Origin of the sequence: Exilibacterium tricleocarpae (assembly GCF_007004655.1) — a bacterium.
Taxonomy (GTDB): domain Bacteria; phylum Pseudomonadota; class Gammaproteobacteria; order Pseudomonadales; family Cellvibrionaceae; genus Exilibacterium; species Exilibacterium tricleocarpae.
In genome coordinates this window covers 176422-202301 of sequence record NZ_ML660087.1, presented here as the reverse complement: position 1 = coordinate 202301, position 25880 = coordinate 176422, and the positions used below count along the sequence as shown (strand labels likewise).

At 54.3% G+C, this 25880-nt stretch carries 26 protein-coding genes and 1 tRNA gene; 8 read left to right on the top strand and 19 right to left on the bottom strand.

Going from position 1 to position 25880, the window contains the following annotated elements:
* Positions 1-11: 11 nt before the first annotated feature.
* The 3 genes from FKG94_RS00810 to FKG94_RS00800 all read left to right on the top strand — a co-directional run bounded on the left by FKG94_RS00810 (position 12) and on the right by FKG94_RS00800 (position 6255).
* Entirely contained in the window at positions 12-689 is a 678-nt protein-coding gene (locus tag FKG94_RS00810; RefSeq protein WP_142902281.1) for a TetR/AcrR family transcriptional regulator, read from the top strand.
* A 429-nt stretch (positions 690-1118) separates the two neighbouring features.
* Positions 1119-3473 (top strand): TonB-dependent receptor, encoded by a 2355-nt coding sequence (locus FKG94_RS00805; protein WP_142902280.1) that lies wholly within the window; start codon positions 1119-1121, stop codon positions 3471-3473.
* A 199-nt stretch (positions 3474-3672) separates the two neighbouring features.
* Positions 3673-6255: an alpha/beta fold hydrolase gene (locus FKG94_RS00800; RefSeq protein WP_142902279.1), complete on the top strand. Its 2583-nt coding sequence runs from the start codon at positions 3673-3675 to the stop codon at positions 6253-6255.
* A 148-nt stretch (positions 6256-6403) separates the two neighbouring features.
* On the opposite strand, the gene FKG94_RS00795 is transcribed toward FKG94_RS00800, so the two are convergent.
* Complete coding sequence (locus FKG94_RS00795; protein WP_142902278.1) at positions 6404-6916, bottom strand: fasciclin domain-containing protein; 513 nt, start codon at positions 6914-6916, stop codon at positions 6404-6406.
* 386 nt (positions 6917-7302) lie between these two features.
* Between FKG94_RS00795 and FKG94_RS00790 the strand changes: the two genes are divergently transcribed.
* Both FKG94_RS00790 and FKG94_RS00785 read left to right on the top strand, forming a co-directional pair.
* Positions 7303-7635: a hypothetical protein gene (locus FKG94_RS00790; protein ID WP_142902277.1), complete on the top strand. Its 333-nt coding sequence runs from the start codon at positions 7303-7305 to the stop codon at positions 7633-7635.
* Positions 7636-7660: 25 nt separating this feature from the next.
* Complete coding sequence (locus FKG94_RS00785; RefSeq protein WP_142902276.1) at positions 7661-8530, top strand: DUF547 domain-containing protein; 870 nt, start codon at positions 7661-7663, stop codon at positions 8528-8530.
* 369 nt (positions 8531-8899) lie between these two features.
* On the opposite strand, the gene FKG94_RS00780 is transcribed toward FKG94_RS00785, so the two are convergent.
* Positions 8900-9916: a GlxA family transcriptional regulator gene (locus FKG94_RS00780; protein WP_142902275.1), complete on the bottom strand. Its 1017-nt coding sequence runs from the start codon at positions 9914-9916 to the stop codon at positions 8900-8902.
* Between the two features lie 125 nt (positions 9917-10041).
* Here FKG94_RS00780 and FKG94_RS00775 point away from each other — a divergent pair, with 125 nt between their 5' ends.
* A complete protein-coding gene (locus FKG94_RS00775) occupies positions 10042-11451 on the top strand; it encodes a hypothetical protein (RefSeq protein WP_218943380.1) in 1410 nt (469 codons plus the stop codon).
* A 179-nt stretch (positions 11452-11630) separates the two neighbouring features.
* Here the strand turns inward: FKG94_RS00775 and FKG94_RS00770 are convergent, their stop codons facing one another.
* The 3 genes from FKG94_RS00770 to FKG94_RS00760 all read right to left on the bottom strand — a co-directional run bounded on the left by FKG94_RS00770 (position 11631) and on the right by FKG94_RS00760 (position 13735).
* Positions 11631-12227, bottom strand: a complete 597-nt coding sequence (locus FKG94_RS00770; protein WP_142902274.1) for a hypothetical protein — start codon at positions 12225-12227, stop codon at positions 11631-11633.
* 583 nt (positions 12228-12810) lie between these two features.
* Positions 12811-13167: a DUF1428 domain-containing protein gene (locus tag FKG94_RS00765; RefSeq protein ID WP_142902273.1), complete on the bottom strand. Its 357-nt coding sequence runs from the start codon at positions 13165-13167 to the stop codon at positions 12811-12813.
* A gap of 256 nt (positions 13168-13423) precedes the next feature.
* A complete protein-coding gene (locus tag FKG94_RS00760; protein WP_142902272.1) occupies positions 13424-13735 on the bottom strand; it encodes a YciI family protein in 312 nt (103 codons plus the stop codon).
* Between the two features lie 189 nt (positions 13736-13924).
* Here FKG94_RS00760 and FKG94_RS00755 point away from each other — a divergent pair, with 189 nt between their 5' ends.
* The gene (locus FKG94_RS00755) at positions 13925-14254 is read left to right on the top strand and encodes an ArsR/SmtB family transcription factor (protein ID WP_142902271.1); all 330 of its coding nucleotides are present in this window, start codon (positions 13925-13927) and stop codon (positions 14252-14254) included.
* Complete coding sequence (locus tag FKG94_RS00750) at positions 14251-14730, top strand: SRPBCC family protein (RefSeq protein ID WP_142902270.1); 480 nt, start codon at positions 14251-14253, stop codon at positions 14728-14730. The genes FKG94_RS00755 and FKG94_RS00750 overlap by 4 nt, the downstream gene beginning before the upstream one ends.
* A gap of 666 nt (positions 14731-15396) precedes the next feature.
* Here the strand turns inward: FKG94_RS00750 and FKG94_RS00745 are convergent.
* From FKG94_RS00745 to FKG94_RS00680, 14 genes are all read right to left on the bottom strand, one after another.
* Positions 15397-15472 (bottom strand) — tRNA-Lys (locus tag FKG94_RS00745).
* Positions 15473-15559: 87 nt separating this feature from the next.
* The gene (gene queC, locus FKG94_RS00740) at positions 15560-16234 is read right to left on the bottom strand and encodes a 7-cyano-7-deazaguanine synthase QueC (RefSeq protein WP_142902269.1); all 675 of its coding nucleotides are present in this window, start codon (positions 16232-16234) and stop codon (positions 15560-15562) included.
* An 18-nt stretch (positions 16235-16252) separates the two neighbouring features.
* A complete protein-coding gene (gene queE / locus FKG94_RS00735; protein WP_142902268.1) occupies positions 16253-16903 on the bottom strand; it encodes a 7-carboxy-7-deazaguanine synthase QueE in 651 nt (216 codons plus the stop codon).
* 74 nt (positions 16904-16977) lie between these two features.
* The gene (gene ybgF, locus FKG94_RS00730) at positions 16978-17751 is read right to left on the bottom strand and encodes a tol-pal system protein YbgF (protein ID WP_142902267.1); all 774 of its coding nucleotides are present in this window, start codon (positions 17749-17751) and stop codon (positions 16978-16980) included.
* 52 nt (positions 17752-17803) lie between these two features.
* Entirely contained in the window at positions 17804-18310 is a 507-nt protein-coding gene (gene pal / locus FKG94_RS00725) for a peptidoglycan-associated lipoprotein Pal (RefSeq protein ID WP_142902266.1), read from the bottom strand.
* A gap of 131 nt (positions 18311-18441) precedes the next feature.
* Positions 18442-19689 (bottom strand): Tol-Pal system beta propeller repeat protein TolB, encoded by a 1248-nt coding sequence (tolB, locus tag FKG94_RS00720; RefSeq protein WP_218943406.1) that lies wholly within the window; start codon positions 19687-19689, stop codon positions 18442-18444.
* A gap of 41 nt (positions 19690-19730) precedes the next feature.
* Positions 19731-20513: a cell envelope integrity protein TolA gene (tolA, locus tag FKG94_RS00715; RefSeq protein WP_246124868.1), complete on the bottom strand. Its 783-nt coding sequence runs from the start codon at positions 20511-20513 to the stop codon at positions 19731-19733.
* Positions 20514-20528: 15 nt separating this feature from the next.
* Positions 20529-20954 carry a protein TolR gene (gene tolR, locus FKG94_RS00710; RefSeq protein WP_142902265.1) on the bottom strand — a complete coding sequence of 142 codons (426 nt, stop codon included), beginning with the start codon at positions 20952-20954 and terminating at the stop codon, positions 20529-20531.
* 44 nt (positions 20955-20998) lie between these two features.
* Positions 20999-21682 (bottom strand): protein TolQ, encoded by a 684-nt coding sequence (tolQ, locus tag FKG94_RS00705; RefSeq protein WP_142902264.1) that lies wholly within the window; start codon positions 21680-21682, stop codon positions 20999-21001.
* A 198-nt stretch (positions 21683-21880) separates the two neighbouring features.
* Positions 21881-22309, bottom strand: a complete 429-nt coding sequence (gene ybgC, locus FKG94_RS00700; protein WP_142902263.1) for a tol-pal system-associated acyl-CoA thioesterase — start codon at positions 22307-22309, stop codon at positions 21881-21883.
* Between the two features lie 121 nt (positions 22310-22430).
* Entirely contained in the window at positions 22431-23471 is a 1041-nt protein-coding gene (ruvB, locus tag FKG94_RS00695; RefSeq protein ID WP_142902262.1) for a Holliday junction branch migration DNA helicase RuvB, read from the bottom strand.
* Positions 23472-23673: 202 nt separating this feature from the next.
* Positions 23674-24300 carry a Holliday junction branch migration protein RuvA gene (gene ruvA / locus FKG94_RS00690; RefSeq protein WP_142902261.1) on the bottom strand — a complete coding sequence of 209 codons (627 nt, stop codon included), beginning with the start codon at positions 24298-24300 and terminating at the stop codon, positions 23674-23676.
* Positions 24301-24465: 165 nt separating this feature from the next.
* Positions 24466-24984: a crossover junction endodeoxyribonuclease RuvC gene (gene ruvC / locus FKG94_RS00685; RefSeq protein ID WP_142902260.1), complete on the bottom strand. Its 519-nt coding sequence runs from the start codon at positions 24982-24984 to the stop codon at positions 24466-24468.
* A gap of 36 nt (positions 24985-25020) precedes the next feature.
* Positions 25021-25764: a YebC/PmpR family DNA-binding transcriptional regulator gene (locus FKG94_RS00680; RefSeq protein WP_142902259.1), complete on the bottom strand. Its 744-nt coding sequence runs from the start codon at positions 25762-25764 to the stop codon at positions 25021-25023.
* Between the last annotated feature and the right edge of the window lie 116 nt (positions 25765-25880).

The window sequence follows — 25880 nt, the reverse complement described above, 5'->3', positions numbered from 1 at the left end:
GTATATTTTGAATGCCAACTACACCGAAAAAGCGTCAAAGCGTAAAGGGGGCCAGAACCCGAAGACTCATCAAAGACGCATTTATCGTGCTTTATGGGCGTTTAAGTTGGGCTGAGATAACGTTAGATGAAATCCTCAAGGCGACAGGGTTGACCGTCGGCGCTTTTTACTTTCATTTTTCGAGCAAAGACGAACTTATTGAGGAAATCGCGGTTGAGACCTGCAAGGGATATCACACCGTTATCATCGATGAAATTAACTGGGACTGTGACTTTTTCGAAATCGCCCACCAGATAATTCATCACTATTATCAAAGCTATATACGCAACCCCGTCCTTTCTCGACTGATGTATTCGGTTGTTTTTCGTCGTTCAACGGCACATGCGGTTTGGCTTGAAAGCCGCAAGCCACTGCGCGAAAAAATCGAACAGTCAATTCACGGGGCTCTATCCGATCACTCTGCGCAAACACCTGTCGATGTGGCTTTCACCTCTCACCTGCTGTTGTCAAGCCTCGAGGACTTCCTGTTTGCCGTGTTTATGTCAAAAGGCAATACCGAGCTGTCGAGCCTGGCATCCGGACCGGATTTTTTCATCAGACAACAGGCTATCATTTGGTATCGGAGCGCACTTGGCAAAGACCCAACCCACAAGCTGGCCGGTCGTACTCCAAATAGAAAAAACGCTTAAACCAACATTTCGATGCGCTCTGATTTGTGCCGACTTTGGCGGCAGAGCTGTCGGCGATTGTATTTGCGCAAAGCACAACTTTTCATCTTCATCTCCTACCGAAAAGACCATGAAGGGCGCTAAAGCGTCGATCCACTACCTCGAGCCTAGCCCGAACTTGCCAAGCTTAAAATAAGCGTCATTGCAGCATAGACGCACCAAACAGAATATTATTTCTTTTTGGTATAACGCATTCAAACAGGACCTTGAGACCATAAAAATAGGCTCTATGCCTAATTTACGCGTATATCCGCACTGAAAGCCCAAGATACCTTACTTGTATCGGGTCAACATTCTGTTGCTTGACATTTAAAATAACATAGGTAAGCTCTGTTTTATAAATCATATGATCAAATTTTGAGCTGCTATTTGAGCGACTAGGAGGGGTGGATGAATAATAAAGTGGGGTTAACTTTACGGCGCAGTGTGTTGGTGACGGGCAGCGCTGCATTGCTGGCAGCGCCTTTTGGTGCGTCTGCACAGGCAGATGGTATTGCGCGGACAGAAAGTCCAGCAGGTCCGGCAGATCTCATAGAGGTAATTGTGGTGACCGCCGCCAAGCGGGAACAGAATCTCCAAGATGTGGCTGTTGCGATTACGGCGATTGACGGTGAACAATTGGCGAACACGGGGGCCACGGATATCAGCGATTTCGTTGCCCGCGCTCCCGGACTGGCTTTTCAACGAGCGGATCGATCCTCTAATCAACTGTCGATACGTGGCTTGACCAGCTTCACCAGATCTGCCTCCGAATTTCCAATGGTTGGCGCCTACTTTGACGAAGTACCGATCAGCGAAACCAGTATCCCGGATATCGGTTTGATCGACCTGGAGCGTGTTGAGGTGTTGCGTGGACCGCAAGGCACGCTCTACGGGGAAGGGTCGATGGGCGGCACCATTAAGTTTATCAGTGTTAAGCCAAATTTTGAGATGATCGAGGGCTTTACCACTGCCGGGGCTTCGACAACCCGATCCGGTGGTGAGAATTACACGGTTTCCGGAGCCGTGAACCTGCCGCTCGTCGAGGACCTTGCCGCCGTCCGTATTGCCGGCTTCTATGAAGATGACGGTGGTTTTGTAGACAATGCCGGCAATGGTCAAGAAGACGAAGACGCCTATGAACGCCAGGGTGTCCGGATTTCTGTTCTTGTTGAGCCAACTGATGCGCTATCCGTGAATTTAACGGCGATGCATCAGTTATTTGAAGGCGGCATTCCATCAAATGTTTTTCCGACCAATGATCCAGGTCTAACGCCGCCGGGATTAACGACATTTGGCGATGAGGTTGCCTACCGTCTGTCGCCGACATTTTCGGAAGATGAGGCCAGCATCTTTAATGGCGTCATCAGCTACGATTTCGGTTTTGCAACACTAACATCATCCACTTCGTACTATGATCGGGAGCGCAACGGTGAGCTTGACGAGACGACTACGGCCCGCACTGTAGAAGCGGCGCTTACGCCTCTGACGACCACGCTCGGTCTTGGCCCCTTCGTATTGACCAACGGTATCCAGACTGTCTATGCCAGCGGCAACGAAACCTTTGCACAGGAAGTGCGCCTGACCTCAAACGACGATACCGGTTTGCGCTATACCGTTGGCGCATATTATCGGACGCGGGATGTTTTCTCTGACAGTGATACCCGGGCCTCCGACATTATTCCGCTAAATACCACTCTGCTGGGTCTCGGCTTGAGCGGTAACCCCGACTATGCTGGAGAACTGCAGATTGCGACCGCCGATGTGTCTTATCGCCAGTACGCGGTGTTCGGTGAGGCGACGTACGCCGTTACGGATCAGCTGGATGTGACCGGCGGACTGCGTTACTTCGAGGAACGTGTGCGCGGCGATCAGACGGCTGTAGCAATTGATGCCAGTACACCCGGGCCAACCTTCTTAACGATCATTACATCCAGCTTCCCGGAAGTTGAAACAACCGAGGATAAAACACTGTGGCATTTTGGGGCGTCTTACCACTTCGCCGACGACCTGATGGCATATCTCAGCGCGGCTCAGGGCTTTCGCCCCGGCGGCGTAAACGCCCGTGCCAATCCCACCCCCGGAGCCGACTCTCCGCTTGCCTTCGAGTCTGACGAGGTGACCAGCTATGAAGTTGGGCTGAAGTCGCAATGGTTCGACGGGGCTTTGACCCTAAACGCCGCAGCGTACATATCCGATCTCAGCGACGCCCAGTTCGAGGATGTACGGGATGGGCTGTTTCCGGTTGTCCGCAATGCAGGGGGCGCCGATATCAGCGGTTTAGAGTTCGAAGCCCTTGCCGCTCTGACACGTAACCTTAAGTTTGGCGCGACACTATCATTTTTAGACGCCGAGTTTTCGCAAGATGCGCTGCCGTTTACCACACCTGCCGGCGACGTTAATTTCATTGTTCTTGATGGACAGGCATTGCCGGTCGCCCGGGATTACTCCGCGAGCGTATTCGCAGACTGGCGGTCGTCCTTGAGCAACACAATTGGCTTTACAGCCTATGTTGATATCAGTTATGCCGGAGAGGCCGAGGTCAGCACAGTTCGGGCCGATACGGGCGCGCCCGGTACGTTCTACACCCTTGACGATTATGTGCTTGCCAACGCGCAAGTCGGCCTCGAAATCGAGGACGTTATTCTGACGTTATTCATCGACAATGTGTCAGATGAGTTTGTGGAATACGGAGGTACTGTAGCCGACGGAATTTCCCGCAACAAGCCAAGAACAATAGGCCTGCGTGCACGCATGGACTTTTAGCTAACGCGTATTAAAATAGAAAGTCAGGTATAACCAGGCACTCGATGATGCGAGGTTTCTTCTCGCATCATCGCCTCGAAAGGTCTCTCCTCTCCTGCTTATTCAGATTTAACCCACAGAGGCGTTTCGTGCAGCAAATTTTGATGCTGACGGTGTCTGTATTGATTGTAATATCAGCGTTCCTTTAAGGAGAAGTTCTATGAAGTCTGGGTTCACGGTTGCCTGTGTGGTGGTCGCGTTGTCAGCGATATCACTCGCTTATGCGGATGCACAGATTCGCTGGCTTGATCAATGCCCGGTTGGCGCGAGTCCCGAAACGCGTTGCGGTGAGCTTTTGGTTCCGGAACGGCGCGACTTGGCGCAGAGCCGCACAATTGTTGTGCCGATTGCGGTCATTCCGGCCCCGGACCAAACCAGCAAAGCGCCCGATCCATTTTTATTCCTTATGGGCGGAACCGGTGGCGGCTTCAGCGTTCTGCGCGATGTCGCCGCTCTGCCTTCGATTATGAATCGCGACGTTATTGTGATGGAGCAGCGCGGCAACCCGATGGCAACACCCTTTTTTGGCTGCCCTGATGTGCCTTTCGCCGATCGGCTGCACCTCGTTTACAACAGCAACGTTACTTACACTGGTGAGGAATCGGTGAACGCATGTCGCCGCAACCTGCTCGACCAGAACATTGATCTGCAGGCGTACACCACGCCGTCTGCCGCGGAGGACCTCATTGCCCTGAGACAGGCTCTCGATATCGAGTCATGGAATGTCTATGGCGTATCCTATGGCGGGCGTGTCGCTACAACCTTGATGCGTAAAGATCCCAAGGCGATCCGCTCTGTTGTCCTGGACTCTGCACAGATCACCGGCACCTGGTTTTCGCCGTGGGAGCGGTTGAGTGCGATCGGAACGTTTTTCGACCGTTGCGCCGCTGCGCCCCATTGCGGCGCGCTTTACCCCAAGCTCCGTAAAATCTTCGAGAAAACGATAAATCGCTTACATAAACGCCCGGAGTCTATTCTTTATGCCGGGAAGAAAGATCGGATTGACGCCGAAAGCTATCTACATCTTGTAGTTTGGTCCCTGTACCAGATGGGTTTGGACGCCACGTCGCGCCTGCCGGCGGCAATCCTGGCATCAGGAGAGGGTGATTTCAACGCTCTTCTGGCAATCAATTCGATCTATGCCGGATACAAACCTGCTTATGTACCGCCCAATACGGGCTACAATCCGTTGGAAGTGCATAACGCCCAACAGATTAGCATGTTATGTGCTGAAGAATTTCCCTACAACCGCAATGATAAGGGCAGACAAAAGGCCGTTCGCGAGGGATGGAACGAGACAACTGTCAAAGTGCTTCAAGCCATAGAGAAAGTGGAGCGTCAAATTTGCGATCAGTGGGGTTTTGAGCCTGATGATCCGGCGCAGGCGCAGGCGCCGGTCGGTGACCGTCCCACATTGATTTTGTATGGTGAGCACGACACAATTGCACCGCCGTCCCATGGACGAATCGCCCATGAGAGTTTGGACAATGCACGCTTCTATATATTTCCGTGGACGGCGCATGCCGTCATCTACGAGCGGCAATCCTGTTCAATAGGTGTGATACGCGCGTTTATTGAAAACCCGTCGGGCAACCTCGACACGAGTTGCATCTCTGCCATTGCGGAGCCGGTCTGGGTACCTCCCCACAGCGGGCGTGGCGGCCATCCGCTGGCGTTGATGCACGCGCATGCTGCGAACAGTGTCGTCAAATATGGCTTGCCCGGGCGCAGCGTTTATGTCTCGGCGCCAAGAATCAATGTCGATGGCGTTGTTGCTGTTGGCATCCGTGATGCCCGAACCAACACACCCTTAACCGGAACGGAGACATTTCGTGTCGCAAGCCAGACTAAAATGTTCACCGCGGCTGCTATTTTGCGCTTGATGGAAGAGGACAAACTCTCCCTGCGACAGCCGATCGCAGGTCTTATTTCCCAAGCAGCAAAGGCTGAACTTATCGCGGGCGGATATGATCCAGAAGCTATAACAGTGCACCAATTGATTGAACACACATCCGGCATGCCTGACTATGCCACGGACCCCGCCTATCAGCAGGCTATCTCTGCCGATCCGTCGAGGCAATGGACCAGATTGCAGCAAATTCGCTGGGGTGCGGTTCGAATGCGGTCTATTGGCAAGCCGGGCGAGGTCTTTCACTACAGCGACACCGGCTATGTGCTCCTTAGCGAGATTATCGAGCGTGCGACCGGCATGCCCCAGGCAGCCGCTTATCGAACCCTGATCGACTATAAGCGGCTTGGGCTGCGCCATACTTGGTTCGAAAGTCTTGAGGCCGCCGCTGCGGGTGCGCCGCCCCGCGCACGGCAATATGCCGGACCGATCGACATCACCGACATCAATCCATCGTTCGACCTTTACGGGGGAGGCGGACTGATTTCGACGCTGCAAGACCAAGTCCGTTTTATTCAGCAGTTGTTTGCCGGGAAAGTATTCAAGCAAAGATCGACCCTCGACAGGATGCTCCATATATCACCAACCAACTTATCTGCCAAAACAGGCGACGGCTATGCTCTCGGGATTAATAGAGTAACGGTTGACGGTGTTGTCTGCTGGGGACATTCAGGGTTCTTTGGTTCAGCCGTTTACCATTGTCCGGATGAACAGATATCCGTGGCGGCAAATCGCTATACGGCTTCAGCGCCGCCGACCTATAACGGTCGGGGACCTTTACAGACAGCGATTTTGATGCAACGTCTGCGTACCGAACCCGCCGACCGGCGCTAGCGCGGATGTTGCCATGGTTCATTTGACGGCATCGTCATTGATGATACCGACGTGGCCAGTAATGCCCAAGTTAAACGGTAATAGATAGCGGTAGTAAGAAAAGGGCTGCAGCTTTACCATACAGCCCCTTCTTAATCCATCGACACGCTTAGGAATTCGGTAGGATAACCGTATCGATCACATGAATGACACCGTTGGAAGCTTTGATATCCGTAGCTACAACCCGAGCATTATCAACCATGACACCATTACCGCGAGCGGAAATTTTAATGTCGTCACCCTGCACTGTTGTCGCCTTACTCAGCGCTGCGGCGTCCTTTGCATAAACGGCCCCGGAAACCACATGATAAGTTAAGATATCGACCAACTGCTGTCTGTTCTCGGGTTTCAACAATGACTCGAGCGTTCCGGCGGGCAGTTTTGCGAAGGCCTCATCGGTTGGCGCGAATACCGTGAATGGTCCTTTACTCTGCAACGTCTCGACCAAACCTGCGGCCTTTACTGCAGCAACCAGTGTTGTGAACGCTTCATTACTGGCAGCTACGGCAACAATGTCCTTATTGGCTTTCTTCCCGTATTTATCACTGCCGGCCATAGCCGCTGCCGATATCAATGATAAACACAATGCAACTGTAAAGAAAATACTCTTTCTAAAAATCATAACATTACCCCTTGACATAAGTGAGTTGACTAAGTCCTGTTTGCAATCTACTCACTGATACGTGCTGGTCCTGACCCCGGATCACTCGAACGAAAACTCAGCTACAACCTTAGCTGAAGTGGCATCGATTTCTTTTTCACTATTGCAACGTGACGCGTATATGCCCTATTTACCCACCGTCCAGCCTATCGGGCGAGAGGGGAACTTCTGCGACAATGTGGACACGCTTTATATGGTGATACACTTAACTTATTAAATAAAATAGTGCTACAGAGTTCGGGCAAGAGGGGATTTTTACTTAGGTAACCAGTGTCAGATACTAACAACGTTTGACAAAACCCTGCCACATCCGGGTGGGCCGGGCCGCTCAGGAAAAATAACCCGCAATGAAAAGCTATATGCTAAGAACACTTTTGCATAATCGTGGGGTGGCGCTGACTGCAGGCGAACAAATAGACAAGATTCCCCCCTTTTTCAGAGATTTCCAGCGAAGGTTTGGCTGCCACGGCATTTTCTCGGCCGGGATAAATACTGGCCGTGTTGTCTATCGCGTGTTTAAGAAGCTTGATTTTGCCACTTTCCTTAAAAAAGGCTGTCATAGAACTCAAGTTTTCCGTAGACCAAGAAGTTGCGGTGCGCAATATCGTGAGTGGCTGATGGCTGATGGCCGGCTTAAGGAGCGATTAGCAGACATATCCTACGGCGCTAAGTTCACTTAAATTGATTAAAAAATGGAGACAAACTATGCCTGTCACTCAACACCTAATAGCCTGGCGTGTACCAACTGCCGCTGCCCGCCTCGCAGTGTTACAAGTGTTGCTGTTGTGCTTGTCGTGGACACTTCCGTCGTTAACTGCGGCGGGACCCAAGGCAAAACTGATCGATTTCTGGACACCCAGTAATAATCAAAACTCGGCATCAATCGACCACAGTGAGTGGCAAGAAATTCTGGACAGCCGCCTCGATGCGTCCCACCCGTCCGGTGTCAATCGTTTTGACTATGCGGCGGTGACCGAGGCGGAGCGCGTGAAACTGCAGAACTATCTCCAACGCCTGCAAGCCATAGATATTCGCGATTACAGCCGCCCGGAGCAGAAAGCGTTCTGGTTCAATCTATACAACGCTCTCACAGTCGAACTTATACTGCATAACTACCCGGTAAAATCCATCACCAAACTGGGCAAACGCTTTTTCAGCTTCGGGCCGTGGAACGATAATATTGCGGAAATAGCGGGGCAAAAATTGAGTTTAAACGATATCGAGCACGGCATAATGCGCCCCATCTGGCCGGACAATCGCATTCACTACGGTGTTAACTGCGCCAGTATAGGCTGCCCGAACTTGGCGGCTACCGCCTTTACCGCCGCGAATACCGATTCCCTGCTTGATCGAGCCGCGCGCGATTTTGTCAACCACCCGCGCGGCGTGCAATTTAAAGGTAAGAAGCTGCTTGTATCCAGCATCTACCACTGGTACATCGAGGACTTTGGTGATAATCACGAGTCCCTGATCGAGCACCTTATACAATATGCCGAGGAGCCTCTGGCAACGCAGCTAAGGCAATTTGACGGTAAAGTCGATCACGATTATGACTGGGATCTGAATGAACCCTAGCGTTCGGGTTTTAGTCTGTGGGGGATGATGATATTTACTGCCAATCACAATAGTGAGATTTTGGAAACCGGTCTGCTTTAGCAATGACGTCGCTATCGCAACGCCGCCGTGACAAGCCAGACGGGAAAGCTATCGCGGAGCATTTGGGTTTGGCTCCGCTCGCCATGGGGGCTGGTTCGGCTGCGATCGTTTCCAGTTGCCACGCAGTTCCGGTGAGATGGAGTCCAAAGTTGCACCGATATCACTTTCATTGCGGAAGGAAGCCACCGTCGCCTTATGATCATCTCCGGCGTAGCGCAGGCTGATCTCATAACTATCATTTTCAGCGCCGACTCACGCGAGAACTTCAGCGAGGCTTCCTATCGCGTTTTAAATACCCTGAAATCGTTGTCTGTATGCGCTTGGACTAATGCCGGTACAGCGCTTGAAAAGCCGCCGAAAGGAACCGGCGTCATCATAACCGACGCCGAGGGCGACTGCATCGACCGGCGTATGGGTTGACTCCAGCATTTGTTTGGCTTCTTCAATTCGCAGAGTTTGCACGTAGTCAAGCGGCGCGTACCCGGTGGCAGCCTTGAAACGCCTGGCAAAGGTGCGGCCGGCAAGACCGGATTGCTCTACCAGGCACTCAACCGGGTTGGCGACAGCGTAGTGAGAAGCAATCCAGCTCTGACACCTTGCGATCACCGCATCATTGTGCTGCTTTGGCCGCGCCATCGCCGCAAAAGGCAACTGCCCGTTGCGACGATCACCGAAGAGAAAGATTTTGGCAATTCTCCGGGCTTCCTCTTTGCCGGAGAAGCGAGCGATAAGATAAAGGGCGAGGTCCGACCAGGAGGCTGACCCGCCGCTTGTCACTATCCGGTGTTCCGGTCCCGCCGGGGAGAGCACGCGCTCGGCTTTTAACACCACCTCGGGATAGTGGTTCTGTAGAACTTTTTGCACACTCCAGTGGGTAGTCGCTTCGAGCCGGTTGAGTAAGCCTGCCTCGGCGAGCATCAGCGCACCGGTACATACCGAACAGATGATAGCACCGCGCTCATATTCCTCCCTGAGCCAGGCGGTCGCCTGCGGCCATCTGTCGCGGGGGTCGAAACCGTCCTCCAGCGCCAGATCGGCGACAATAACAATATCCGACTGCTGCGTTTCCGCAAACACCCGATCCGGCACAACGGGAACACCGAGAACGGTGCGAAAGGCTTGCTTCGACTCGGCCACAATCTGTGGCGACATCAACCGTGCGTCTTGGTGCTGGCCGGTCAACACCTCCCAGGTACGGCCAACCGATGAAAATACTTCATGCAGACTATAGACCACAGCCGCCGAAGCATCCGGGACCGCTAACAGGCTGACACACAGTGCTGAAGGCAAGGTAGGGGGTGACATAGCGCAAGTTTGGCAGATTTGACCCGTTTTTGTCGACTTCACGTCTAACCCGATGCTGAAATTTCCCCCATAGTAGCGCCGTAACAGTGATCGTAGCGGTGATCACAACCATGGGAGAAGAAAAAATGTTTGAAATGACTCGCAGGTACGCCCTCGGAGCAGCCATGATTGGCGCCGGAACCCTGCTCAGCAACTGCGGCCTGCCGTCGGCCGGTGCTCGGACTACACACAGAGGTCGCCTACTACTCAACGGGATGGGAGATTTTCCGCCGGGCTTGGTCGAAGCGGCAAACTTCCCGCTGATCGAGGCCATTCACGGCCGGCGCTCGCGCCGCTTCGCCCGCGGCGCCAGTATACCCGGCGGCCCGCTGGCTTACACCTCGAAGCATCCGCCGCAACCGCTCGACGAACTGCAACAATTGTTGCTGCTGACGGCAGTTTGCGGCAATACGGGATGGTCAAACCTTATTCCTTACAACCGCCATTATCGACCCGCAATACCTAACTATGCGGCCGCGGCGGGCGGCAGAAGCTTTCCCTCCGCCGCAGGCTTTCACACCACTGAAATCTTCTATACGGATGACAAGGGTGTTTACTTTTTTCCAACGCGGGACCTCGCACCGCTCACGACGGCCGGCGGGCCCGATGAAGCTGATCTCGGGGCTTATCTCGACGCACATAAAAACAGGATCATCAAACTGGCAGACGGTCGGCTCAACACGCCGGCCTCGCCGATGCATATGGAGATGCACAACGATTGGTGTGCAAATGTCCCAGGTAGTACGCTGATAATTCCGGTCGCGGATCTGGCCCAACACCTTATTCTCGTACTATGTTATCTGGTGCAAAACGGTGTGTGCGTTTACGACGACATCAACGGTCGAGCGATCCCCGGCATAGAACAATTCAAAGGTATTGTGGATACCGACAATGCCTATCCGCTTAGTGTTGTAGAGCAGACCGGCCTCACCGAGGTAACTGTAGAAGTATCAACGGCATGTTATTCCGGGGCGCTGATGCTGCAGGCACTGGGTCTCGGCGGCTGGATGTATGAAGGCATCAATCCACTCAGTATCCTCGGCGCCAGCAATGAAGACGACGTTCCGGGGTTGGGCTTTCGATACGATACCGACGAACGCTGGCCGCTGCCGAACGTCACCGGCCTTCAAGGTATTTTTGAGGGTCACTGCCCGCCCCACTTCAGCAGTATGGGCGCCGCTGTTGATGCTGTTCTAGAACGCAAGTTTGGCAGCGGCGGTCCCTATAATGCAAAGACACTAGGTCCTTACAAGAACAACGCCGGTATACGCGGTCGCGCAATGCCCCATGGTGAGGAATTCAGAAACTGCGTCGTCACGATAGCGCAATATATTTTCGATACCTTCGGGCGCTTTCCCGCGTCTGTCCCATCCATATTCGCAATGATGTATCTGCAGGCACATGCGTTGGATACGGATTTTTACGACAAGTACTTTTCGCCCGGGGCTTATCTAAGAACACATGCACGCTATGCAACTGACTGGGTTAAACCGTAATCGATAGAGGTCCTATATCGATAAAGGCCCTATAAAAAGAGCGCCTGTATAAACCATAGCGCTCTTTTTCGCCGCCTACTGAAGGGGCCGGGATTAATTCGACAGTCGAGCCGCCGGTGGCCCTAACACCATGAAAGCTCGCCACAGAGGTAGCCGGCCGTCCAAACCAGCAGGATGCGTTACGAAGACAGGCGCACAGGTGTGTGACGCCGCCGCAGATCGGGTTCTAGAAATTCCAGCAGCTCCTCGCCTCTGGCCGACAATCGATCGCCAAACTGCAGTACACAGTTTGTCCATCCGGCTTCCTTCAGTCGCGCCATGCCCCTGCCGGTTGTCACCCGGTCGCGGCTGATACCGCCGCCTGCACCGGTACCGACAAAATCTCCCTGATAGTAGCCCTTGCTGGCCAGGATAAAACGCATATGGGGGAAGCGCGCCGCATATCGATAGTGCAGTTGATGGAGAGCATCGCTAAGCCTGTCGGCACAACTGGCACAGGGCGAACGGTTGATCGCTATGGTGACTACTATCGGGTCGTTTAGCTGTGGCGTCCACTGCTGAAAAGCCGCATCGAGCTCAATGTGCCAGATGGAATCCTGCAACAATCGCTGTTCGGCATGATCACCACTGCTGCTGGCCATACGGCGAGACCCACTTGGCGTCCAGTTACACATCAATAGCGCATAACTGGTCTGGCCCGCCTGCGACAGCGCTGCTCGATGGCGATTGACATCGGGACCGTAAAAAAGCTCGAGTTGTCGCCAGTGTAAAATCATAAACACCTCCCTCGTTGATGATTTAAAAAGTACTTATTGCCCCGCCTACCCTATAGCAATAATACCCGCCTGAAAAGGAGAATTCTTTGACAAGCCCGACTAAAAAACAAGTCTGTTTCCGGGTTTTTCAACAGGCTGGAAAGCTCTCCACCAACACTCATGACCTAAAAATCAACGGTTTCCAGAGATGTGTTCCTAGGTGCCAAGATCGCAACTTAATCTGGAGACAACGACGTAGAGAGCCTGGCATACAATTTCATACCAAACACTTTGAAACTCTGCATAACAATCGAAGAGTTTTCCCGGAGCGGCTTATTGCTCTCGTAGAGACAAAGACAGCTCCGGTTGATTGCCCCCACGACCCGGTGCAACGTTACTAAGAATCGAGTAGTTGGCTGTTCCGTTAGCGACGGTTAAACTGACTCAAGTGGCCGCTGCGCGGAAATACTCTGTTTCGCCGCCCGCGGACCAATGGTTCGCCGGTGCCCTAGTCGCTTTCGATATCTGCCTCGAAGCTTGGTTTCGAGCACATTTGACGCCGTCTGTCGGGCCAAGCCTGAGTCATCAAAATTGAGTAGTGCAATTATTTGTCGACAATAGTTTCAAACCCACCAAAAATCAGCCGCTTGCCATCAAACGGCATAGACTCCGGGCTCACCCCCTTCATTCTTGGGTCTTCCATAGACTTTTTCATTCCTGCATCTCTCACGTCCTTTGACGGCCACACTACCCACGAAAATACAACGGTTTCATCTTTCATACATTTTACCGCCATTGGAAATGAGGTCACTTCCCCGTCGGGGATGTCATCACCCCAATTTTCAACAACTGAGAGCGCCCCGTGGTCTTTAAACACTAATGACACCTCCTCAGCAAGCGTAAGGTATGCTTTTTTATTTGCAGTTGGAACCGCCAGTAAATAGCCATCTACATAAGTCATGTTGATCCTCCATATACCAAGTATTTTTCTGAAGTTAGCATCCATTTTTTACAAGAGGGTCGTCTTGATAACCATCAAACTCCTGGTCTATTTGAGTGCTTGGAAGTAGCGACACGTAAAACTAAGCCGTTGCTCTCCTTTTGCCACCGAACCATAAACAAGTACGAACTTTTTTCATACCGATCATTTGTATATATCTTTAAAAATTCTCATCAACATTAATCTTAATCCACGTACGACCCATCTAATGTAAATCTCACGGATCAAAAGTTTCCGCAATTTCGACTGAACCACCATCATCTAGCAGCGGACAGCCGCGCGCAATTGAGATCGCCTCGTCCAAGCTTTTGGCGCTGAAAACTCCATACCCGGCAACCGGGTTGGAACCGCCATTATTAACAACGCTGCCGTCGCTCATCACTGTGGTCGACAAACCGACTGGTTTACCAGCATCGATGACGTCGGAACCAATCTCAGTAAACCACCGCTCCCAGGCAGCGATCGCGGCCTCTGCTTCTTCAGGTGAATTTTTTCCACCACCATGATAGACGAATAAAAATTGTGCCATACTGAACCCCTTGAGAATTGTAACGAGCTAACTATCAGCAGCTCACCAGGAAAATTAGTTAGTTTTTCACCCCGTTTTACCGATAGACAAATCCGGAAGCAGGGTGTATCTTTATATAGCAATATGCACATATGATCAAGTAGTGATAAGTGTAAGAGTAGTGGTAAAAACAGGAGTAGTGATAAATATATGCTCGATTCAACGTTGTCTGCGTTATCAGACCCCACACGCCGCGCTATTATTGCGCTCCTCGCCAATGAAGAGCTATCAGTGGGCGAAGTGGTTGATCAATTCTCTTTAACACAGTCTGCGATTACGAGACATCTTGACGTGTTAGAGCGTGCTCAATTAGTGCAACGACGACGTGAAGGGCAGCGGCGTATTTGCTCTCTTCAATGCGAACCCTTAGCCGAATTACATGAGTGGCTTGACAACTACAAGGAGTTCTGGCAAGGCTCCCTAAGCCGTTTAGAAAAAACACTGTCAAAAAAGCGAAAAGAACAGGGAAATAAACGATGAGTATTGGCGACAATCGAGTCGAATTAAGTCAGCTTGTTGAAGGGATTCCTGAGGAGGTCTTTGATGCTTGGGTGACCCCGGAACTAGTAGAAGTCTGGTGGGGTCCTGAAGGCTACCAAACTAAGGTGAGACGACTGGAACCAAGACTTCACGGCAATTTTGTGTTTGATATGACCAGCCCTTCTGGTGCTAGCTGCCCGATGACTGGGATCTATACGGAATTTGATCGGCCAAATAAGCTCTCTTTTAAAGTTTTTGACCATTGCTCAGCAGATGTGCCGGACCAAATCGAACTTCCCACCAAGCCCTCGCTTGTGGAAGTGACATTTATAGGATATGGCGACAAGACCGAACTCACGCTGGTCCAAACGGGTCTCAATCTGGATTATCAGAAACTGGTGCGGCATGGCTGGACTGATAGTCTTAATCGTCTGTCATTGAGCAAAGTTTCGACTGGACAAATGAGAGGTAAATGACTTCATAGTATGCGCTATTTGATACGATGTACTGGGATCGGGTTCGATGAGTGCCCACCCCCCGTTAATGGGTAGAGCCTGAAAATGTTAACAATGTCTCCGGTATAGACCTTGATATAAATGGCGGGTCGCACTGGATAAATCAAAATAGCCTCAGGGCTATTTTGACCCTGCGGGCTTCGGCGCTGCGCGCCTCGTGGCAAACTGCTCGCGCAGTTTGTCGAACCGACTTAAAGAACAAACCCAGTACGACCCACCATATACTAAAAAGGCCGCCCAACTGGGCGGCCTTGTTTTGATATATCGGAGAGTCGCACTGGATAAATCAAAATAGCCTCAGGGCTATTTTGACCCTGCGGGCTTCGGCGCTGCGCGCCTCGTGGCAAACTGCTCGCGCAGTTTGTCGAACCGACCTAAAGAACAAACCCAGTACGACCCACCATATACTAAAAAGGCCGCCCAGTTGGGCGGCCTTGTTTTGATATATCGGAGAGTCGCACTGGATAAATCAAAATAGCCTCAGGGCTATTTTGACCCTGCGGGCTTCGGCGCTGCGCGCCTCGTTGCAAACTGCTGCGCAGTTTGTCGAACCGACCTAAAGAACAAACCCAGTACGACCCACCATATACTAAAAAGGCCGCCCAGTTGGGCGGCCTTTTTAGTATATGGTGGGTCGTACTGGATTCGAACCAGTGACCAATTGGTTAAAAGCCAACTGCTCTACCAACTGAGCTAACGACCCGGAAAGGCGCATATCTTAATGAATTAAACCGAAAAAACAAGCAATTTCTTGTACTTTTTTATCGGATTTATCCCTATAAACAACAGCTTACCGATACCGGGTAGGGTCCGCCGCACCGGCCTCAACAAACCCGGCCCGACGCAGCCGGCAACTGTCACAGCGGCCACAGGCCTCACCCGCCTCGCTCGCCTGGTAACAGGAGACCGTCAGGCCGTAATCCACTCCCAAGGCCAGACCCCGGCGGATTATTTCAGCCTTGGTCAGCGTCAACAAAGGCGATCTGATACGCAAAGAATGACCCTCTACCCCAGCTTTGGTGGCGAGATTAGCCATTTTCTCATAAGCATCGATATATTCCGGCCGGCAGTCAGGGTAACCTGAATAATCCACCGCATTGACACCGATAAAGATATCGCCCGCCCCCAAAACCTCAGCCCACCCCAAAGCAATAGAGAGAAAAACTGTATTGCGGGCAGGGACATAGGTCACCGGGATGCCCTCACTGGCCTCTTCCGGCACCGCAATACTGTCATCGGTAAGAGCGGACCCGCCAATACAGCGCAAATCCAGCGCTACAACCTTGTGCTCCACCGCACCCATGGCTGCCGATACACGAGCCGCCGCGGCCAGTTCCGCACGATGGCGCTGGCCGTAGTCGAAACTCAAGGTATAACAGGCAAAACCCTCAGCCCCGGCCATGGCCAGCACCGTGCTGGAATCCAGGCCACCGGACACCAGAACAACGGCTTTTTTGTCACTCATATCAGCTAAGTTCCCGCACTAATGACCCGGTTGGTCACCCCAAAGCAGTTTATGCACCTGCAATTGAAAGCGCACCGGCAGGTTGTCCTCGAGAATCCATTCCGCCAGCTCCCGCGGCGCCAACTGCCCCTCACTCGGGGAAAAGAGCACATCCTCCACCCGCCGCTCCAAGGCATATTCCGACACTTTAAATCTGGCCCACTCGTAGTCGCTGCGATCGCAGATCACAAACTTGACCTGATCCCGCGGCTTGAGCAGCGCCAGGTTACCGTAGTCGTTGCGCTTCACCTCACCGGAGGCGGGGGTTTTCAAATCCATCACCACCACTACCCTCGCGTCAATCCCCTGTAGCGACAGGGCACCGCTGGTCTCGAGAGAGACCTCGTAGCCGGCATCGCAAAGCGCCGCCAGCAGCGGCAGGCAATTGGGTTGCGCCAGTGGCTCCCCACCGGTTACACAGACAAAAGCGGGCCGGTAAGCGGCCACCTTGGCGAGTATGGTGTCGAGGGTGAACTTCTCGCCACCGTAAAACGCGTACTCGGAATCACAGTAGTGGCAACGCAACGGGCAGCCAGTCAGGCGCACAAACACCGTGGGCCTGCCCACTGTCCTGGCTTCACCCTGCAGGGAATAGAAAATTTCGGTGATGCGAAGCGCGGACTCACTCATAAGATAACAATAACCGGAGGGCGGGGACGGGTTTAACAGGACAGCCGCTGCGCTGCCCGCAACGGCTGTGAACCCTAGAAATTCTCCGCCAGGTAGTTGCGGGCCAGGCGAGAGGCATCGGTGCCGCTGGCAGCCACTTCTTCGAGCAGCACCTTGGCCCTGCTCTTGTCACCCATCTGATCGTACACCTTGCCAAGTTTGAACTTGGCATCCGGCGCCTTGCGATGATCGGCAAAGCCGTCCAGTAAACGGGTGAACCACTGACGCGCCTGCTCGAGATCATTTTTCAGCAGGTAAATCTCACCGAGCCAGTAGTGCGCATTGGCGGCATAGCGACCTCTGGGATAAGTACCCAGATAACGGTCCAACTCAGCGATCGCGCTGTCGTAGTCCTTTTGCTTGAGCACCAGATCGATAGCTTTGCGGTATTGCTGCAGCTCGTCACCGGCCTGGGCAGCGGGTTGCGCCGGCGCCGGCGTGGGAGTTTGGACACCGCTGTCCGGACTGCCGCCAGTGCCGGATCGCGACCCGGTGCCGGCACTGCCCAGCCCGCTCAAGCGGCGGTCGAGGTCGAGATAATCATCCAGGCGCTGCTGCTTCAGACGCTTCAGTTCATAGGCCTGCTCTTCTACCATGCCACGCAGTTGCAACACTTCCTGCTGCAATGCCTGCAACTGGTAAAAAATTTCAGCCTGTACATTGGGAGTGGTGCCTGCGCCGGGCTGCCCGGTCAGCGGGGGCGCCCCTCTTACCGGAGCAGATTCGACCACATCCACCTGGGCGCGGGCATCTGTCGGAAAATAAATAGCCGCCACCATTACGGCGGCGGCGACACTCGGTTTTTTCATGTTTAGAAAATCTGTTAAATGCCTATCGGAAACGCACCGGGCTGGAGAGTGATTACTTTAACTCCACACGGCGGTTTTGTTCCCAGGCGCTTTCATAGGAGCCGACTACCGCCGGATACTCCTCACCATAGCTTACCGTCTCGATAAAGCTGGAACTCACGCCTTGGAGCACCAGGAAATCTCTCACGGCATTGGCGCGACGCTCGCCCAGAGCCATATTGTACTCGCGGGTACCGCGCTCGTCAGCATGGCCTTCGAGGCGAATGCTGCGTGAGTCGGCCTTCAGCCGCTCAGCATGGGCAGTGAGTGCCGCACGGGCTTCGGGCAACAACTCCGCCTTGTCAAACTCGAAATAAAAGACGGTGTCCAGTTCCACAACAGGCTCGGGGACCGGCTCGCTCACAAAGCCGGGATCATCTATGCCACTGCCGGATTCTGTCACTTCAGGTTCCGGGGTGGTGACTGGCGGCTCTTCCACTTCCGGAGCAGACGAACAACCGGCTAACACCGCCATGACACAAACCAGGCCCAGACCGTGCTTTAACGTTTTAATACCCATAATTCACTCCCAATTATTGTTAGTCCTAAATGACCTTTACTGAATGACTTTTACTTGTCAGTTGCTAATGAAAACTGCTCACAACCGCTCGACCACCGATGGGCGAAGCTTACCGCCTGGGCTGCCATATCTCAATTCAAATACGGCGACCATGCCGGTTCACGGGCATCCCCAAGTTTCGACGGCAGCCGCACTTTTACCCCGGCATCCAGCGACACTGCCGCCAGAATACCTTTGCCGTTGTAGCGTGTCGCGTACATCAACATGGCTCCGTTGGGAGCTATGCTTGGCGATTCATCCAAACGGGTTTCCGTTAAAACGCGAATATCTCCGCTGACCAGTTCCTGGGTCGCGATATGGTAAATACCGTTATGGCGATGAACCATGACCAGGTGCTTGCCATCCGGAGATACCCTCGGTCTCGCATTGTAATCGCCCTCGAAGGTTAAGCGCTCTACACGGCCACTGGCAAGTGTTACTTGGTAAATTTGTGGTCTACCTCCGCGATTAGACGTAAAAATGATGCCTTTTCCATCATTTGTCCAGTTTGGTTCGGTATCAATAGCGAAGTGTCGGGTAATTCGGGTAAAGCGGCGCGTGGTCAAATCGAGGGTATAAATCTCCGGATTGCCGTCTTTGGAGAGCACCATGGCTAATTTTTGACCATCCGGCGACCAGGCCGGGGCGCCGTTGAGTCCTTTGAAATTGGTCAGTTGTTCGCGCTTGCCCGAACTGAGTTCCTGGCGAAACACCGCCGCTCGGGAAGTCTCAAACGACACATAAGCCACCTGTTTACCGTCGGGCGACCAGGCCGGTGACATGATCGGCGCATCGGATTCGTGAATCACCTGTTCGCGGGCACCGTCGGCATCGGCATAAATCAGCCGAAACTTTTCTTTGTTGGAACCCGACCCGGCTTTGCGCGCCTCCACATAGATGATCTTGGTGGAAAAGGCACCGCGAATGCCGGTCAGGGTTTCGTAGACGGAGTCACTGATATAGTGGGCCAGGTCACGCAATTGCGACACACTGCCATCGATCGGCTGCGCCAGCAAACGGCGCTGGCCGAAAACATCGTACAGTTCATAGGTAACCCGGTAACGCCCCGCCGCTTCACTGATGGTACCCACCAGTAGATACTCGGCTTTCAACACCCGCCAGTTGCGGTAGTAAATGGTGTCCCCGGCTTTGGGAAATGCGAGCATGTCAGACTGCGGCACGGCGCGAAACTGACCACTGCGTTCGAGGTCCGCCGCCACTATCGCGTCGATATTTTCAGGCAGAGTGGTAGTACCCTCCCAGCCGAAAGGCGCAATCGCAATAGAGGTGGGGTTTTCGACAAAATTCTGAATTTCTATGGTCAACTCCGCTGTCGCCATCCAACTGGACAGCGTCAGCACAACCCCCAGATAAAAATGTTTCACAACCTTAAATCCCTTGGATTAAACAATAATGTAATCGTTCTGAATTCACGTTCAAAAAGTGCTGGCGGTATCTTCTGTACTTCCGGGAACTGCTCCACTTTTTTTACCGCCTGCAACGCAGAACGGTCAAACGCACTGTTGCCACTGCTCTCACTGACAGTGACATTGACCACCCGGCCCGTCGGTACCAATTGCAGGGTCAACTTGCACTTCATGCCCCTGCGGGCCGACGGCGGCGGATTCCAGTTGTCCTCGATGCGCGAGGCGATCAAGGCCACGTAGCTCTGTGCCTCCGTGGCATATTGCTCCTCCAACAACAACGATTGCTCCTGTTCGAGCTCGCTGGCCATTTGCGCCTCCAGCGCCAACTGCTGTTGCTGTCGTTGTTCCTCTCGCTGTCGTTGCTCTTCAAGTTTCTGTTGTTCTTCGAGTTGCCGCTGGCGCTCGAGTTCCGCTGCCTGTTCCTTGCGTTCCCGTTCCCGTTTCGCTTTGGCCGCGGCGGCTTTGCGGGCCTCCTCCTGACGCCGTTTCTCCTCCGCCGCGCGGCGCTTTTGCTCCTGGGCCTTGCGTTTTGCCACCAGGTCCACCTTGTTGACCTGGGGCTTTTGCGCCGCTGCCTTGGCCTGCGGTTTGAGTTGCACCAGTTTCGCCTCCACGTAACGCGGCACCTGCACCTGGGTAGTGTGGGAGCTGGCCTCCCAACCCCAGGTTACCGCCGCCAACAGCACCAGGTGCATCCCCACGCTAACCAGGGTCGGCAACAGATAGGAGCTATTCACCGCCGCAGCCTCCGGTCACAGGGGCGGTGGATCGGTAACCAGCCCCACTGAAGGCGCACCGGCCGCCTGCAACTCGGTCATCAACGCCACCACCTTACCGTAGTCCACCTCTCTGTCACCCCAGACCAACACCAGCGTTCTGGGCTGTTGCCGCAGCACCTTTGCCACCGTGTCCTTGATCTGGGCAATGGGTTTAGGCTGTTTCTGGTCCTTGCCCAGGTTGATGTAGTAACTGCCGTCGGTTTTTACCGACACAATCAAGGGTTCTTCATCGTCACCGTCAATAGGCTCGGAGGGCGCCTGCGGCAAATCCACCTTGACACCCTGCATCAACAGCGGTGCGGTAACCATAAACACTACCAGCAATACCAGCATCACGTCGATATAAGGCACGACGTTGATCTCCGCCATGGGCTTTCTTTTCGTCTTGCGTTTAGCCATCGCGTTGCGCCCTCATGCGCAGCACCCCACCCTTGCGCCGGCGGTCACTTGGCATGAACCTGACGGTGCAAGATGGAGGAAAACTCTTCAGCGAAGGTTTCATAGCCGTTACTCAGAGTCTCGGCTCTGGCGGAATAGCGGTTGTAGGCGAGCACCGCCGGAATCGCCGCAAACAACCCCATGGCAGTCGCCACCAGCGCTTCGGAAATACCCGGGGCCACCGCCGCCAGCGTGGCCTGGTGCACGTTGGCCAGCCCGCGAAATGAATTCATGATGCCCCAAACGGTGCCGAACAGACCGATGTAGGGACTGACCGAGGCAACGCTGGCGAGAAACGGGAGATTGGTCTCCAGTTTCTCCTCCTCGCGGGACAACGCCACGCGCATGGCGCGCTGGGTGCCCTCCATCACGGCATCGGGGTCGGCGCCCACCTGTTGGCGCAGGCGGGTAAATTCTTTGAAGCCGGCGCGAAAAATAGTTTCGACGCCGCCGATACCGCCCTTGCGGGCATTGCCCTGGCGGAACAACTGATTCAGGTCGATCCCCGACCAGAACTGTTTTTCGAACTCGAGAAAAGAACTTCTCGCCCGGCTCTGGTAGAGCCCGCGCTGAATAATCATCACCCAGGAGATCACCGATGCCAGAAACAACATGGCCATGACGATTTGAACCAACAGACTGGCATTGGCCACCAGACTCCAAATCGAGAGGGTTTCTGTTTCGCTCATAAATAAGTCAGCCCCTGTAGCTCAAAAGTACCAGTTCAGAAATACCAGTTCCAAAATACTAGTTCGAAAATACTAACTCAAGAATACTGGTTCAAAAAAACCGGTTCCAAGATACCAGCTCTAAAACACCAGTTCCAAAATACGGGTTCCGAAATACCGATTCCGTAACGCCGGGCAGTGCCGCCAAACGGAGACGCTCTACTGCTGTGCCGCCACTTCCTCGCTCTCCACCCAGTGCTGGATCACCGTGCGAATCACACCCGGCATGGCACATGGCTGCATAGTGCTCTGCGACACACAGGCGACTTTAATGTCGCCTTCACACAACACCTCACCGGCGCGCAGGACCCGTTGGCGAAAGACGAGGTAGCTTTTCGCCAATTTACTGACGCCGGCGGTCACGATAATCTCTTCATCGAGACGCGCAGGGCGACGATAATTCACTTGGGCCGAATGTACAACCAGCATCAAACCCTCTTGGATAAATGCCGGCTTGTGAAAACCCAGGTGACGCATCAATTCAGTACGACTGCGCTCCATATACTTCAGGTAGTTGACATAATAAACAATACCCCCCGCATCCGTATCTTCGATATAGACGCGCTGCGGTAGTGAAAATTCCCTCATACCGGCCCCCACTCGGGCCCAAAGTCGATCCTGCCCGGGCTTGAGATGGCCTTTGCTCCCAAGGCCGGTCTTCTTGCGCTCAAGGCTGGTCTTCCTGCGCTCAAGGCCGGTTTTTCTGCGCTCAAGGCTGCGCCGACCCCGTACCCGCTTCTTGCAGTCTGGCGGGAAGCGCCAGCCCGAAATGCTGATAAGCGTGGGGGGTCACCACGCGGCCGCGCGGTGTGCGGGCGATATAGCCCTGCTGGATCAGATAGGGTTCGAGCACGTCCTCGATCGTATCGCGCTCTTCGCTTATCGCCGCTGCCAGGCTTTCCACCCCCACCGGGCCACCGGCAAACTTTTCTATCAACGCCAACAGCAGACGGCGATCCATATGATCAAAACCACTGGCGTCCACGTTTAACATATTCAGCGCCCGGTCGGCCATGACGGCGGTCACAATACCATCGCCCTTTACCTCGGCGAAGTCGCGCACGCGCCGCAACAGGCGGTTGGCAATACGCGGCGTGCCGCGTGAGCGCTTGGCAATCTCCAGCGCACCGGCCTCATCCATATCGATTTCCATCAGGCGGGCCGAGCGGGATACGATTTGTGTGAGGTCGGCCACATTATAGAATTCCAGACGTTGAACAATACCGAAGCGATCACGTAACGGCGAGGTCAGCAATCCGGCCCGGGTGGTGGCACCGACCAGGGTGAACGGGGGCAACTCGAGTTTGATGGAGCGAGCCGCGGGGCCCTCGCCGATCATGATATCGAGTTGGTAGTCTTCCATGGCGGGGTATAACACTTCCTCGACCACCGGGCTCAAGCGGTGTATCTCGTCGATAAACAACACATCACCGGGCTCGAGGTTGGTCATCAACGCCGCCAGGTCGCCGGCTTTTTCCAACACCGGCCCGGAGGTGGTTTTCAGGTCCACCGCCATCTCCGCGGCAATGATATTGGCCAGGGTGGTCTTACCCAATCCGGGGGGACCAAAGACCAGGGTGTGGTCCAGCGCTTCACCGCGATTCTTGGCGGCGCTGATAAAAATTTCCATCTGCTCGCGCACCACCGGCTGACCGACATAGTCCGCCAGGCGCTTGGGCCTGACGGCGCGGTCCTGCTGCTCTTCCCGGGGTTTTGCAGTGGGCGCCACCAGGCGGTCTTTTTCTATCATTGGGCGTACCTGTTGTCAGCCGGTCTGTCAGTCGACTTTGCAAAGCTGTTGTTGATACCTGTTGTTGATACCTGTTGTTGATACCTGTTGTTGATATCTGTTGTTGATACCTGTTGCAAACTTTTGACATAAATCGGTGTTGTCAACCGACATTGTATATCACTGTCGGCTCCGGTATTGCCGGGCGGCCCGGCAGTGCAGTCTAGACCGGCACCATACTGCGCAATGCCAGGCGAATCAGTTCTTCACTGCGGGTCACGGGCTGCTCCCGCAAGATTCCGGCAATGACTTTCGCCGCTTCCGTCGGCTTGTAGCCGAGGGCGATCAAGGCACTCTCGGCCTCTTCCACCACAGCATTGTGGTGCGGTGGCGACACGGCACCGACGGCGGCTTCCAGGTCACCTGCCGGCGCCGCCTGTGAGTCCCAGTCCTTGAGCCGATCCCGCATTTCCACCACCAGGCGCTCAGCCGTCTTTTTACCGACTCCGGGCACCTTTACCAGGGCGGCGACGTTATTGTCCATCACACAGCGGGCGACGTCGATCGCTTCCATACCGGAGAGAATCCCGAGTGCCATTTTCGGCCCGACCCCATTGACCTTGATCAGGGCCCGAAACAACTGCCGATCGCGGGGTTCGGCAAAGCCGAACAACTGCTGGGCGGTTTCGCTGACGGCGAAGTGGGTGTGCAGAGACACCTCCGCCCCCAGCTCCGGCAACCGGTAAAAAGTCGTCATCGGGGCCTGCACCTCGTAGCCGACTCCCTGTACATCTATTAATAGAAGCGGTGGTTGTTTTTCGAGTAGAACACCGCTCAATCGTCCAATCATAGTGAGAGTCTCGTGATTTGCCAGTTATGGTTGGATTAACCAGGAGGTTGGTGGCAAAAACCCGGTCAGACTGCTGGAAGAACCTCTGGAAACACGCCGTACCCCCCCCTCCCAGCCAAGGACCGGATCGGTTGGCACCACTCGCCAAAGAATTCCAAAACCAAGCTAAACAATCCGCCCCCGACGAAACTTACTTGCCGAGGCCATCTTAATCAGCCGTTGCTGCGTGTTGGCGTGACACAGGGCGACCGCCAGGGCATCGGCGGCATCCTCCTGGGGCGCTGCGGGCAGCTTGAGCAGCACCTTTACCATATGCTGCACCTGCACCTTGTCGGCGGCACCACTGCCCACCACCGATTGCTTGACCTTGCGCGCCTCGTACTCCGAAACCGGTAAATCCTGACTCACCCCCGCCACGATCGCCGCGCCGCGGGCCTGCCCCAGCTTCAGCGCGGAGCCGGCGCTCTTGGCCATAAACACCTGTTCAACGGCCATTTCCTGAGGACAGTATTCCTCAATAACCTGGGTGATAGAGTCGAATATCACTTTCAAGCGTTCGGGCAGTACCGTGTCCGGCACCCGGATGACCCCGCTGGTAACATACTCGCTGCGAGCGCCGAGGGTATTGATGATGCCGAAGCCGGTTTTGCGGGAACCGGGGTCTACACCCAGTATCAGGGCCATAATGTCAGTCGCCGGTGGTTGGTCCACACCTGCAATCTAACTCAATTGCGCCAGTATCTCATCCGGAATCTCGGCATTAGTGTAGACATTCTGCACATCGTCGAGGTCCTCCAGCATATCCACCAGCCCCATCACCTTCTCGGCGCCGGCCAGATCCAGGGTCACGCTGGTGGACGGAATCATAGTCACTTCGGCGGCGGCAGGCTCCAGACCCGTTGCCAGCATGGCTTCCTTGACGTTGATAAAATCCTCAAACGTGGTGGTGACATCCACCGAGCCGTCTTCATTGCCAACCACATCGTCGGCGCCGGCCTCCAGCGCCGCCTCCATGATCTGGTCCTCGTCGGCACCCGGCGCGAAACTGATCTGCCCTTTGCGGGTAAACAGATAGGCCACAGACCCGTCAGTACCCAGGTTGCCGCCGCGTTTGGAAAAAGCGTGACGCACCTCGGCCACGGTGCGATTGCGATTGTCGGTCATGACCTCAACCAGCACCGCCACCCCGCCGACACCATAACCTTCGTAGGTCAGTTCCTCGTAATTTTCACCCTCGCCGTCACCGGCACCGCGGGCGATCGCCTTGTCGATGGTATCGCGCTTCATATTCGCGCCCAGCGCCTTGTCCACCGCCGCGCGCAGGCGCGGGTTGTCGTCCGGGTTACCGCCCTGTTTGGCGGCGACGGTCAGTTCGCGAATGATTTTGGTAAACACCTTGCCGCGCTTGGCATCCTGCGCCGCTTTTCGGTGTTTGATATTTGCCCATTTGGAGTGACCCGCCATTGAAACTATCTCCAGCCGTTCTGATTCACTGTTGCCCATTCAGCGTCGTATGATGCAACTCAGTATGTTGCAACCCGCCAGGTTGCAACCCGATGGCAGCCGCCGTTGCGCCGGCG